The sequence below is a fragment of the Candidatus Delongbacteria bacterium genome (assembly GCA_041675285.1).
Classification (GTDB): Bacteria; CAIWAD01; CAIWAD01; order CAIWAD01; family CAIWAD01; genus CAIWAD01.
On record JBAYTZ010000004.1, the window covers coordinates 259,088 to 271,167 of the forward strand.

The 12,080-nt window shown below is 69.5% G+C and carries 13 protein-coding genes and 1 riboswitch; of the genes, 7 read left to right on the forward strand and 6 right to left on the reverse strand.

Annotated features, from left to right (window positions below; translation table 11 throughout):
* Nucleotides 1-18 precede the first annotated feature (18 nt).
* Both WC326_05995 and WC326_06000 read right to left on the reverse strand, forming a co-directional pair.
* A complete protein-coding gene (locus WC326_05995) occupies nt 19-831 on the reverse strand; it encodes a ferredoxin--NADP reductase (GenBank protein ID MFA7330611.1) in 813 nt (270 codons plus the stop codon).
* 61 nt (nt 832-892) lie between these two features.
* Nucleotides 893-1,120: a hypothetical protein gene (locus tag WC326_06000; protein ID MFA7330612.1), complete on the reverse strand. Its 228-nt coding sequence runs from the start codon at nt 1,118-1,120 to the stop codon at nt 893-895.
* A gap of 200 nt (nt 1,121-1,320) precedes the next feature.
* Between WC326_06000 and lexA the strand changes: the two genes are divergently transcribed.
* The 5 genes from lexA (at nt 1,321) to WC326_06025 (ending at nt 4,431) form a co-directional block, all read left to right on the forward strand.
* Nucleotides 1,321-1,971, forward strand: a complete 651-nt coding sequence (gene lexA / locus WC326_06005; protein MFA7330613.1) for a transcriptional repressor LexA — start codon at nt 1,321-1,323, stop codon at nt 1,969-1,971.
* Between the two features lie 7 nt (nt 1,972-1,978).
* Nucleotides 1,979-2,233 (forward strand): hypothetical protein, encoded by a 255-nt coding sequence (locus tag WC326_06010; GenBank protein ID MFA7330614.1) that lies wholly within the window; start codon nt 1,979-1,981, stop codon nt 2,231-2,233.
* 51 nt (nt 2,234-2,284) lie between these two features.
* Entirely contained in the window at nt 2,285-2,665 is a 381-nt protein-coding gene (locus tag WC326_06015) for a VOC family protein (protein MFA7330615.1), read from the forward strand.
* A 144-nt stretch (nt 2,666-2,809) separates the two neighbouring features.
* The gene (dinB, locus tag WC326_06020; GenBank protein ID MFA7330616.1) at nt 2,810-4,105 is read left to right on the forward strand and encodes a DNA polymerase IV; all 1,296 of its coding nucleotides are present in this window, start codon (nt 2,810-2,812) and stop codon (nt 4,103-4,105) included.
* Nucleotides 4,102-4,431 (forward strand): helix-hairpin-helix domain-containing protein, encoded by a 330-nt coding sequence (locus tag WC326_06025; protein MFA7330617.1) that lies wholly within the window; start codon nt 4,102-4,104, stop codon nt 4,429-4,431. Before dinB ends, WC326_06025 begins: the two co-directional genes overlap by 4 nt.
* 178 nt (nt 4,432-4,609) lie before the next feature.
* On the opposite strand, the gene WC326_06030 is transcribed toward WC326_06025, so the two are convergent.
* The gene (locus tag WC326_06030) at nt 4,610-7,189 is read right to left on the reverse strand and encodes a TonB-dependent receptor (protein ID MFA7330618.1); all 2,580 of its coding nucleotides are present in this window, start codon (nt 7,187-7,189) and stop codon (nt 4,610-4,612) included.
* Nucleotides 7,190-7,235: 46 nt separating this feature from the next.
* Nucleotides 7,236-7,327, reverse strand: a riboswitch (TPP riboswitch).
* A 65-nt stretch (nt 7,328-7,392) separates the two neighbouring features.
* Nucleotides 7,393-7,950 (reverse strand): dTDP-4-dehydrorhamnose 3,5-epimerase, encoded by a 558-nt coding sequence (rfbC, locus tag WC326_06035; GenBank protein ID MFA7330619.1) that lies wholly within the window; start codon nt 7,948-7,950, stop codon nt 7,393-7,395.
* Nucleotides 7,951-8,052: 102 nt separating this feature from the next.
* On the opposite strand from rfbC, the gene WC326_06040 reads away from it, so the two are divergent.
* Nucleotides 8,053-9,273, forward strand: a complete 1,221-nt coding sequence (locus WC326_06040) for an MFS transporter (GenBank protein ID MFA7330620.1) — start codon at nt 8,053-8,055, stop codon at nt 9,271-9,273.
* The gene (locus tag WC326_06045; GenBank protein MFA7330621.1) at nt 9,273-10,253 is read left to right on the forward strand and encodes a GNAT family N-acetyltransferase; all 981 of its coding nucleotides are present in this window, start codon (nt 9,273-9,275) and stop codon (nt 10,251-10,253) included. The genes WC326_06040 and WC326_06045 overlap by 1 nt, the downstream gene beginning before the upstream one ends.
* A gap of 156 nt (nt 10,254-10,409) precedes the next feature.
* On the opposite strand, the gene WC326_06050 is transcribed toward WC326_06045, so the two are convergent.
* Together WC326_06050 and WC326_06055 are read right to left on the reverse strand one after the other, a co-directional pair.
* A complete protein-coding gene (locus WC326_06050; GenBank protein MFA7330622.1) occupies nt 10,410-10,865 on the reverse strand; it encodes a DUF2231 domain-containing protein in 456 nt (151 codons plus the stop codon).
* Nucleotides 10,865-11,809: a hypothetical protein gene (locus WC326_06055; GenBank protein MFA7330623.1), complete on the reverse strand. Its 945-nt coding sequence runs from the start codon at nt 11,807-11,809 to the stop codon at nt 10,865-10,867. Before WC326_06055 ends, WC326_06050 begins: the two co-directional genes overlap by 1 nt.
* Nucleotides 11,810-12,080: the final 271 nt, after the last annotated feature.

A 12,080-nucleotide genomic window follows, 5' to 3' on the forward strand; every position in this document is an offset into this window, starting at 1 on the left:
CTTGTGTTACAACGACCTCTACCAATAGGTCTCCACGTGGATCTGGCCGGGCTGCTGCTTGGTGTGCCGCGTGAAGCCCTCCGCCGTCAGGGTGAGCAGGAGGGTCTCCACCATGGCGGGATTGCCGCAGAGGAAGACGTGCGTGTCCGCCGGCGTCGGCTCGAAGCCCCAGCTCTCGGCCAGCGTGCCCCGGGTCCAGAGGTCCTGGACGTAGCCGGACTCGCCGGCCCAGCGGCTGCTCTCGTCCCCCGGCCGGCTGACGATGGGCAGGTAGGTGAAGTTGGAGCACATGCGCTTCAGGGTCATCAACTCGCTGCGGTAGCCCAGGTCCCAGGAGTGGCGCGCGCCATGCAGCACGGCCATCCGGCGCGTGCCGCCGCAGACCAGCGTGGAGCGCAGCATGCTCATGTAGGGCGCCAGTCCCGTGCCCGTGGAGACGAGCACGATGTGCTGGTCCGCGGGGACTTCCGCCAGGGTGAACATGCCGCTGAACTTGGGCGAGAGCCAGAGGCGGTCGCCGCGGTTCAGGGCGAAGAGCCGCGGCGTCAGCGCCCCGGAGGGCACCAGCACCACGTAGAATTCGAGGAACTCGCGCATCACGGAAGAGGAGGCGATGGAGTAGGCGCGCTTGATCAGGCGCTCCGGCTCGACGGGCTCCTCGTCGGGCTCGCTGGTGACACAGCGGATGGCGCTGCCCGGCAAGGCCAGCACGCCGAACTGGCCGGGCTGGAACTCCGCCGGCTCCCAGCCGTCGGGCACCACGCGCAGGATGGCCAGGCCGGGCGAGACTTCGATGTGCTGGGCCAGGGTGGCGTTCAATTCGACGGCCATGGGTGGATCTCCGGTTGGAGCGGGTTCCCGGCCGTTGGCGTCCGGGAGTCCGCCGTGAAGGTCATTGCTTCGGGGGCCGGCGCGAGGCCACCAGGCCGAACAGGCCGCCGGCCGCCAGCGCCGCCAGGGCGATCACGCCCGCCTGCCGGCTGAGGGCGTTGGGGCCGCGCTGGGGATGCCGGATCCAGGCGAACAGCATCATGAGCAGGAAGAAGAGGACCGAGAAGCCCAGCCCCGCGCCCAGCCACCGGCGGCCGCGGGAAGGATGGCGGGAGGGCGTGCTGTTCATGGGTGCCGCTGCCTCGTGCTGGGGGCCGCAGGGCCGGGTGGTCCACTCAGGAGCAAGATGGGAGTGCGCGGGCGTCCATGCAGGAATTTTCCCGCCGGGACACAAGCCGCCCTGCGGCGGAGGAAAGGTCGTTCGGTGGAGATTTCTCTTGCGGCGGGAACATTTGTTCAGTAGCATGTGAACAAAACCCCGGAGGTCCCATGAGCCCGCGTGGCGCCAACGACAACCTCACCAGTCGGCAGGAAGAGGTGCTGGACTATCTGCGCCAGGCCCTGGAGAAGGGTGGCGCGCCGCCCAGCTACCGCGAACTGGGCGAGCGCTTCGGCATCAAATCCACCAACGGGGTCAAGGTCCTGCTGGACGCCCTGGAGCGGAAGGGCTACCTGCAGCGCGTGGCCGGCCGGGCCCGGGCCCTGGAGCTGACCACCTCGGCGCTCACTGACCGCCGGGACCTGGAACTCAGCGTGCGCAGCGTGCCGCTGCTGGGGCGCGTGGCGGCCGGCGAGCCCATCCTGGCGGTGGAGCACGTGGAGGACATGCTGCAGGTGGACGCCCAGCTGCTGCGCGGCGAAGAGAATTTCGCCCTGGAGGTGCGCGGGGACAGCATGGTGGAGGCGGGCATCCTGGACGGGGATCTGGTCTTCGCCCAGGTGCAGGACTCGGCCCGGGCCGGCGACATGGTGGTGGCCCTCATCGGGGAGGAGGCCACCGTCAAGTTCTACTTCCCGGAACAGGAGCGCGTCCGACTGCAGCCGGCCAACCCCCGCTACGAGCCCATTTTCGTGGAGCCCGCCAGCCCGGAGTTCCGCATCGCAGGCAAGGTGGTCGGGTTGATGCGCCGCTATCGGTAGGTGAAGCATGCGTTACGAGGAGATCGGGGATCCCATCGAGGTGATCACCCTGTTCCGCAACGGGACCATGAGTCCCCTGCGGTTCCGCTGGAAGAACCACGTCTACAAAGTCAGCCGGGTGAACGGCGGCTGGGTGAGCGACGAGGGCTACAACCGGCGCAAGCATTTCGCGGTCTGCGCCGAGGGGCCGGACGTCTACGAGTTGTGCTACGCCATCGAAAGCCAGCACTGGGAACTGACTCGTGTCTGTCTGGTGGGCTGAGCGGCCGGAACGGGGCGACAGGAATCAGGGAGCAAGGGAAAGGGTGTGGAGATGGACTACAAACCGCAGGACTACAACAGCCTGTCACCCTATCTGGTGGTGGCGGACGCCCAGGCACTGATCGACTTTGTGCAGGGCGTGCTGGACGGGGTGGAGCTCGCCCGCCACACGGCCCCGGACGGCCGCATCCAGCATGCGGCTCTGCGCATCGACGACAGCGTGCTGATGCTGGGGGAGGCGCAGCCGGAGTGGCCGCCGCTCCCCGCCCACCTGCATGTCTACGTCCCGGACGTGGACGAGACCTATCGGCGGGCACTGGCTGCGGGAGCCCAATCGCTGCAGGAGCCGGTGGCGGCCGGCGACGGGGACAAGCGTGGCGGCGTGCTGGATGCCAACGGCATCTCCTGGTGGTTCGGGACCCAGGTACCGTGACGGCGAAACCCGCTGGTGAAGCCGCTGCCGGTAGATGAAACGCCGCGGGCTGATGGATCCGGCCCTGCCGGGGTCCGGCCCACTGGACAAATCGAACAAGTGGTGTCAGGCACCGTGCCAGACACCATCCAGGCGGAGGGCACCATGGAGCGCTGCTACCTCCATGTGGACATGGACGCCTTCTTCGCCGCCGTGGAGCAGCGGGACAACCCCGCCCTGCGCGGCCGCGGGGTGGTGATCGGCGGCGGACCGCCGCCCTGGGGCAAAGAGGGCCGCCAACTGAGCGCCCGCAGCTGCGAGGACGCCCAGTCGCCGGAGGCGGCCTTTTCCGGCCGGGGGATCGTCACCACCTGTTCCTACGAGGCTCGGGCTTACGGCATCCACTCGGGCATGCCCATCGCGGAAGCCTGGCGGCGCTGCCCGGACGCCGTCTATCTGCCCGGCTCGCGGGGCAAGTACGGCGCGGCCTCCGAGCAGGTGATGGCCATCCTGGGCCAGTACACGCCGGATCTGGACGTGCTCAGCGTGGACGAAGCCAGCCTGGAAGTGAGCCGCTGCAGCCTGCTCTTCGGCGGGCCCTGGGAGATCGCCCGCACGGCCCAGGCCCGGGTGAGGAGCGAGCTGGGCCTGAGCTGCAGCATCGGCATCGGCCCCAATCCGCTGCTGGCCAAAATGGCCTCCAAGCTGCGCAAGCCCGCCGGGCTCTTCGAGATCCCGGCGGACCAAGCCCAACAGATCCTGGCGCCCCTGGACGTGCAGGCCATGCACGGCATCGGGGAATCCACGGCAACCAAACTGCGTGAATTGGGCATCCACACACTGGGGCAACTGGCGGATTTTCCCACGGCCATCCTGGCGCGCCGCTACGGGCCCGTGCTGGCGGGCAACCTCCAGCGGCTGGCTCGGGGCGAGGGCGGGCGCGTCACCCGACCCTTCGGCTATTCCCGGGAGGAGAAGTCCGTGGGCCATTCCCGGACCTTCGGGCGGGACCTCAAGACCCGGCTGGCCCTGGAGGCCGAATTGTTGGACCTGACGGAGCGGGTCTGTCGCCGGCTGCGCGAGGCCGGGCTGGCCGCGCGGCAGCTCACCCTGCAACTGCGCAGCCCGGATTTCCAGAACCGCTTTCGCCAGCAGCCCCTGCACCGGCCCAGCCAGCGGGAGTCCGATCTCTACGCCGCGGCCCGGCACCTGCTGCACGAAAACTGGCAGGAGGGCGAACCGCTGCGGCTGATCGGCGTCTCCGCCGGACGGCTCAGCCCGCTGGACCGTCAGACGGAACAGCTGGGGCTGTTGGACGGCGGCCGACCGGAGAAGGAGAACCGCCTGAACCGGACGCTGGACGAACTGAAAGACTGGTGGGGGCGGGACGTGATCAGCCGTTGCCAGGTGGTGATGCGCAAGGAACTGCGCCTCGTGGTGTTGGAGGAGGACCCGGCATGAACCAGCCTGTCTGGCCCACGCGGCCGGAGATCCGGCGCCTGGAGGACCTGCCCAACGTGGGCCGCGCCACGGCCGAGGATCTGCGGCAACTGGGCATCCGCGAGCCGGCGGAGTTGTGCGGCCAGGATCCCCGCGCGCTCTATGATCGACTGTGCGTGCTCACGCACTGCCGGCAGGATCCCTGCGTGCTGGACGTCTTCCTCTCCGCCGTGCGTTTCATGGAGGGGGCTCCGGCCCGGCCCTGGTGGGACTACACGCCGGAGCGCAAGCAGCAGCATCCGGATCTCGGCCCGGGAAAGGCCCGCAAGGGGGCGCGCTCCGCCTGAAGCCTGGCTTCCGGCCTGGAGCTGGTCGGGCCATGGGGCTGGTGGGGAAAACAAGGCGGACCGGGAAGCCGGTGTGCCGGGCAAGGGGGGGACGATGCCCGGCTCCTGACCTCCCGATCCGTGAAGTCAACTTGTTAAAAACACTGACCTTGCGCTTCGTTTCGGGGCAATTTTCGCTTCACAGGCTCCAGCGCAATCCCAGCAGCCAATTGCGCCCCGCCGCAGGATACAGACAGGGCTGGGGTTCATAGAGACCGTCCCCGTTGAGATCAAGCCAATCGTTCCAGTAGCCCGCGGTCTCGTATTCCAGGTCCAGCAGATTCTCCACCTGCAGACTGACGGCCAGTTCCTGACCCTGCCAGACCGGCAGACTCCAGCGGGCGTCCAACCCCAGCACCGTGTGGGCGTCCAGGGTCTTGGAGTGGCGCAGCCCGCCGGATCCGTCCAGCAGCCGCGGATCGATCAGGGCCGGATCCAGGGCGCTGAAGCCGTCGTCGCCGGAGGTGTCCAGGTACTGCTCGCCCACGTGCTGCAAGCGGGGCCGCAGCACCAAGCCGGTCAGGGGCCGCCACTCCAGCCAGAGGTTGGCCAGCAGGGCCGGGCTGAGCGCGGCGGGGTTGCCGCCCATGTCGCGGCGCACCACGCTCTCCGACCAATCTGCGCCGTAGTGCGTCTCGTGGAGCACCAGTTCGTCGATGCGGTTCCGGCTCAGGGTCAGGTTACCGCCCGTCTCCAAGCGGGAGTGCAGGCGCAGGCGGCCCGTCAGCTCCACGCCGGCGTGGTGGCTGCGCGGCGCGTTGCCGCGCACGGGGCTTTCCTCGTCCATGCCGCCGTAGGCCACGATTTCGTCGCGCATCTCCAGCCAATAGAGATTCAGCCCCAGCAGGTGCCGCGCGCCGCGCCACTCGCCCCCCAACTCCAGATCCAGCATGCGCTCCGGCTGCACGAGGGCGTCGGACCACTCCAGACTGCCATCGGCCAAGGTGTCCGATCGGGCGAACATGGGCCGCTGTCCCAGGTCGTCGGGTCCGGCGAAGGCGTTCCAGTATTCGCTGCGGCTGGGCTCGCGGCTGGAGGCGGACAGGCTGGCGAAAGCGCGCAGCTCCGCCCGGGGCGACCAGCTCAGGCCCAGGGAGGGATTGAGGAAGAGCTGGGAATCCTCGAAACGGTTGAGCAGGGAACCCTGGAAGGAGCCCCCTGGCAGCTGGCGCAGGGCGTAGCGCGAGTGCTGCAGCGCGAGGGTGGCCGTGCCCAGCCAGCCGGTCCCCAGCGGTCGGGCCCACGAAGCCAGCAGGCCGGCCTTCTCCTTGGCCGTGCGGTGCGTGTAGTAGCGCCCGTTGGGCAGTTCGCCACCCGGGGTTGGGCTGGCCCAGATCACCCGGCCGTAGTGCTCGGCGTCGTAGGTGTAGCCGTTCAGGCCCAGGGTCAGGCGCCCGCCGCCCCAGTCGCGGTGGTGATACAAGTTGAGTCCGCTCTGGCGCTTGTCGATCCAGCGGCGGTTGACCACGTCCACCGGGCCGCCGTCCTCCAGCTCCGGTAGGCCGTAGTCCAGCGGATCGCGGCCGGTCTTCCAGGTCTCGTAGAAGCCGGAGCCGTCCACGTGATACAACGTGGCCTCCAGCTCCGAGCCGTCGGGCAGGGCCAGCAGCAGCTGGGCCTCGCTGTGGGGCTGGCGGAAGTCGTCGATGCTGTTGTCGTAGGCGGCGTCGTTGTTCTGGCTGCGCTGGCGGGGTGTGCCGTCCAGGCCGCGCAGCAGGGTCAGGGGAACGCCGTCCCAGGCTGTGTGGGTCAGCTCCCGGCCCGTGTAGTGCGTCAGGCGCAGGGCGCCCCCCGGCCAGAAACGGCGGGCGGAGAAGAAGGCGCCCCAGGTGTCCACGCCGCTGGCCTGGCGGAAGCCGTCGCTGCGGACCTCGCTCCAGCGCGCGTCCATCTGCCAGCGACCCTCCACCACGCCGCTGGACCAGCCCAGGCTCTGGCGCCGGGTGCCGAAGCTGCCCAGGCCGGTCTCCAGCCGCAGGCCGGGCTCCTCGCCCAGATCCGTCAGCAGGTTGACGCTGCCGCCGAAGTTGCTGCCGCCGAAGTGGCCGCTGCCCGTGCCGCGCTGCACCTGCACGTCGCGCAGGCTGCGGCCCAGGTCCGGCAGGTCGACCCAGTAGACGTAGTGGTCCTCGGGGTCGTTGAGCGGCACGCCGTTGACCAGCACTTCCACGCGCTTCTGGTCGAAGCCGCGCAGGCGGATCTCGCTGTAGCCGATGCCCGTGCCCGAGTACGAGGTGGTGATCAGCGAGGGCGTGCCTTCCAGCAGGCGGCTCAGGTCCTGGCCGTGGTGGGCCAGCTCCAGCTCGCCGCGGCTGAGGTTGGTGTGCGCAAGGGAGCCGGCCGCTGCGGCGCTGCGGCTGGCGGTGACCGTGACGGGAATCCCCTCCAGCAGACTCTGGACGAGGGTCACCGTGAGGACCTGGTTGTCCCGGCCCTCCACCTCCTGGGTGGCGTACCCCACCCGGCTGACGCGCAGATGCGTGGCGCGGCCGTCCTCCAGCGGGAGCCGGAAGCGGCCCTGGGCGTCGCTGACGCAGCCGCGGGGCTCGCCGCTGACCTGGACGTGCGCGCCCTCCAGCGGTCGGCCCGCCTCGTCCAGGACGCGGCCGCTCAGCGTGGCGGCCTGCAACAACAAGGGAAACAGGCCGGCGGCCAGGACGGTCAGCCGGGCCAGGCGCTCCGGGCCGGGCCGGAGTCGCGGGGATGGGACACGGAACATCGTCCTTCCTCCTGGATGAGAAAGGGCACGTAACAAGGCGGGCTGGGGAAAGGAATCCGCTGTTCCCTGCGCCGGCATTATCCGGATCAGGTTCGGAGGGTGTACTCTCAGCCGGTTACGGCACCCCTACAACGTGGTGACTGGAAAAGAATGGCCGGGCGCTCCCGGCGCGGGCTGCAACTTGTCATTGCTCCGCGGGATGGTCAACCGTGCCAGGCGTGCTGGAGGCGCTCACGCAGTTCCGCCAGCCGCGGCGCCGCGGCGTCCTTGGGGGAGAGGCGCGGGTTCGCCAGCGGCCAGGGGATGGCCAGCTCGGGATCGTCCCAGCGCAACACGGCGTCGTGCTCGGCGGAGTAGGGCTCCGTGCAGAGGTACTCGAAGTCCGCCTGCGCCGTGAGGACGCAGAACCCGTGGGCGAAGCGCTCGGGAATCCAGATCTGCTCGTGGCTCTCCGCTGTCAGGTGTTTGCCCGCCCAGCGGCCGAAGGTGGGGGACTCGGGGCGCAGGTCCACGGCCACGTCGAAGACCTCGCCGGAGAGGAGGCGCACCAGTTTGCCCTGGGGCCGCACCCATTGGAAGTGCAGGCCGCGCAGGGTGCCCTGCTGGCTGCGGCTGTGGTTCAGCTGCACGAAGGGCCGGTCCAGGCCCAGACACGCGTAGCGCGTCTGGTGCCAGACCTCCAGGAAGAAGCCGCGCTCGTCGCCGTGCACCGTGGGGCGCACCAGCCGGACCTCGGGAATCTGCAGGGGCAGGACGTCCATGTCACCTCCGGCGAAAACGTAGGAATCGCGGGCAAATGCAACCTTGACCGCCGGTCGCGCTGTCACACGCAGCGCGCGGCTGCGGCACCGAAGGGAGCGGGCATGGGGAGCGGAATCTGGCGCCGGCTGGTGCCCAGGGTGGAGGACACGGATCCGGACATGCGCCGGATGCGTCACTACCTCATCCTGCTGGGAATCTGCTCCTTCGTGGGCTTCCAGATCTGGCGCGGCGTGTTCACCAATTTCGCCGTGGAGAGCGCGGGCATCACGGCCCCGCAGATGGGCATGATCCAGGGCTTGCGCGAGCTGCCGGGCCTGCTGGCCGTGCTGGTGATCTTCCTGCTGCGCCTGCTGCCCGAGCACCGGCTGGCCCTGGCCGCAGCCGCCTCCATGGGCTTGGGCATCGCCATGACGGGCTTCTTCCCCAGCTACGCCGGCCTGCTGCTCACCACGCTGATCATGAGCACGGGCTTCCATTACTTCGAGACCGTGGCCCAGAGTCTGGCGCTGCAGCACATGCCGCCGGACCGGCTGCCGCACTTCCTGGGCCAGATGGGCAGCTGGACGGGCCTGGCCGGACTGGTGGGCCTGGGGCTGGCCTTCCTGCTTAGCGGGCGGCTGGACGAGCGGCAACTGCTGCTGGCGGGCGGTGCCCTGCTCGTGGGCGGCGCGCTGTTCGCCGGCCTGCGCTGGCCGCACTTCCGCGAGCGGGTGCCCCAGCACAAGCACATGATCCTGCGCCGCCGCTACAGCCTCTACTACGCCCTGACCTTCCTGGCGGGGGCGCGCCGGCAGATCTTCGTGGCCTTCGCCGTCTTCCTGATGGTGGAGCGCTTCGGCTTCACGGTGAAGGAGATCACCGGCCTCTACCTGTTGAACAGCCTGGTTACCCTGTTGGCGGCGCCGCAGATCGGCCGGCTGGTGGGCTGGATGGGCGAGCGCTTCGTCGTGCTGTTGGAGTACTCCAGCCTGATCCTCGTCTTCTGGGGCTACACGGTGGCGGACAGCCGCTGGCTGCTGGCCCTGCTCTTCGTCACGGACCAGCTGCTCTTCCTGATGTCCATGGCCATCCGCACCTGGTTCCAGAAGATCGCCGACCCGGCCGACGTGGCGCCCAGCATGGCCGCCGGATTCACGATCAACCACATCGCCGCCGTGGTGATCCCGCCCCTGGGCGGCCTGATGTGGGCCCTGGACTATCGCCTGACCTTCTATCTGGGCATGCTCCTGGCCTGCGGATCGCTGCTGCTGGCCCTGCGCATGCGCACGGAGCGACCCGTGGCCGACGCGGCGGGGCTGGCCGAACTTCCCCAGGAGGCCTGATGGGAAGCGGGCGCCCACCGGATGACGACGAGTGGCGGGAGTTCCTGGCTTCCCGGTCGGCGGCCTCCGTGTATCACACGCCCGAATTCCGCCGGGCCCTGCGACTGGCCGGCCTGAGCGCGCACGTGGAGACGGTGCGGCGGGCCGGCCGGCTGGCCGGGCTGGGGCTGGTGCTGCTGGACCGCCTGCTGCCCGTGCCGCTGCTGGGCCAGAAGGCCTTCGCTCCCGCCGGCCTGCTGGCGGAGGACGAGGAGGCGCTGGTGGAGTTGCTGGACCGGCTGGACCGCCGGCTGCGCCCCCGCTGCCTCTACTTTGAACAATACCTCGACCATCGCGGGCTGGACGGGCTGGTGGCCGCGCGCGGCCAGCGCACCGACCGCCACCGCAATTTCCTGGTGGACCTGGACCGGCCGCTGGAGCAGATCCGCGCCAGTTACAGCCGGGGCATCCGGCGCAACATCCGCGCCGCCGAGGTCCACGGCTTCCTTTGGCGCCTGGCGCGCACCCCGGAGGAGCTGGTGGGAGCCCACGCCCTGCTGTTGGAGACCAGCCGCCGGGTGGGCGCACCCCCACTGCCCTGGGGCCTGCTCAAGGCCGTGCATCACGAGCTGGTGCCGGCGGGCATGTGCCGGATCTACCTGGCGGCGCCCTCGAGCGGGCGCGGGCCGGTGGTGAATGCGCGGGTGGAACTGCTCTTCCAGGGGCGGGCCATCGACTGGTACACGGGAACCTCCGAGTCCTGGGCCGAGAGCCAGGTGGGCACCTGGCTGGTGGACCAGATCCTGGCGGATCTCCACAGCCGCGGCCTGCGGGTCTTCGACTTCGGGGGCGGCGGCCGGGTGGGCGAGTCCTACGGGCCGGCGGAATTCAAACGGCGCTTCGGCGGCCGGGAAGTCGAGATCTCCCGCCACATGCAGGTCTACCACCCCTGGCTGAAGCGGCTGGCCCGCACGGGCTGGCGCTTGCTGCACGCGCGCTGATCTCTCGGGGGGAACTCAACCCGAGATACTCAACACAGAGACACAGAGGCACAGAGAATTTGAGATGGGGTCTTCCGCCAGGCGGAATCTCCTCTCTATTCTTCAATGTGTCTCTGTGTCTCTGTGTCTCTGTGGTGAGAGGTTCGAAGCGCGAGTCTAGCCCAGCTCGGGGTGTCCCACGGCGCCGCCCAGCCAGGCGGCCAGCAGCAGCAAGAGCGCGGCCGCGACGCCCAGGCCCAGGGCTGTCCAACGTTGGGCCCGCGCGGGCTCCTGTCCCTGGAACCGGGCCAGGACGCCCTGCAGCTGCGCGGCTCCCGCGAGCAGCAAGACCAGGAAAGCCGCCCGGCCCGCCACGCCGTGGGTCTCGGCTGCGGCCTGGAGCGACCAGACGCCGCCCGTGGCTTCCGCCGTCAGCCGCAGGTGCTCGTAGGCCGCGCCGCCGCTGAAGTAGACGGCGCCCGCCAACAGTGCCAGCAGCAGCCAGAGCCAGCTGAACAGGCGCTCCCAGAACGGCTCGGCGCGCCGCCATGCCAGCGCCCAGCCGGCCAGGATCAGCGGGAATCCCACCACCGGCAGATGAACCAGGGCCAGATGGGCGTGCAAGGGGCTCATCAGTTGGCGCTCGTGCCGATGGCCTTGCGCGGATCCACGCCCTGCTCCAGTTGCTGGTAGTTCAGCTCACTGCCCCGCATGCTGTGGGGGATGATGTAGGCGCCGGTCATCACCACGGCGGCCAGCACGATGATCAGCCGGTTGGGCCATTCCTTGGGCCGCGGACGCAGGCCCACCAGGCTGCAGGCCACGATCCAGCTCAACCACATGATGAGCATCTTGTTGTCCGTCAGGTCCTTGCCAAAGGGGAAGCCGGTCCAGAAGTGGCCGAAGGCGAATTTCTGGACCAGGGGGCCGAGCATCATGCCGCCCAGGGTCATGCCCACCAGCGCCACCCAGGCGTGGCGGCGCATCCGGCCCGGATCGACCAGCGCGGACAGACCGGCCCGCATGCCGAAGAGCACGGAGAAGAACATCATCACCACGTGCGGCCAGAGGACGAAGCCCGGGACGGGGTCCTTGTAGCGGATGATGATCGGATCCTCGGGCGCGGGCGGAATGCGCTGGGAGCCGTCCGGCGTGGTGACCTCCAGGTAGTATTCCAGCTTGCCCGCCGGCGGCTGGACGGGCAGCGCGGCCACCAGCTTGTCGCGGAGTTCGTCGGCCTCCTTCGCCCCCAGGTTGGGCAAAACCTCCAGCGCCGGACAGAGATCCAGCGGGATGAAGGGCTCCTGCACCTTGTAGCGTTTCCAGTAGAGCGTGGCGCTGACCTGTCCGCCCGCGGCCGGCAGGATCACCCAGGCCTCGCGGGATGTCTCCTGGCTGCGCACCAGCTTGTAGCGCAGGGATTCCCCGGCCACGACCAGCTCGCCGCGGCGCGGATAGGTGGGGCCTGTGCGGCGCTGGTAGACGATGGCTGCGAACATGATCAGCACGGCCAGGGTCCAGAGCAGGACATTGGCGAGTCGGCCGCGCAACGGGGCGGCAGGAATGGTGGTGGTCATGGGTCTCCTGGGTTCTGTCGTGCCTGAAGATAGGGTCCGGCAACCGTGACAATTGTCGGGGAAGGGTCAGGTCGGAGCCAGGTCGGTGCCAGGTCGGTGCCGGGTCGGTGCCTGGCCGGTGCCGGGTCGGTGCCAGGCCGGTGCCTGGCACCTTATCCACATCGTCCTCATTCCTGAACAGCCGTTGGTTGGCCGGCGGGACACCCTGCGGCAGGACGGGCCGGCCTGTCCTACCTTGGGTCGTCCGCTGAACGAACAGGGAAGCCGGGGT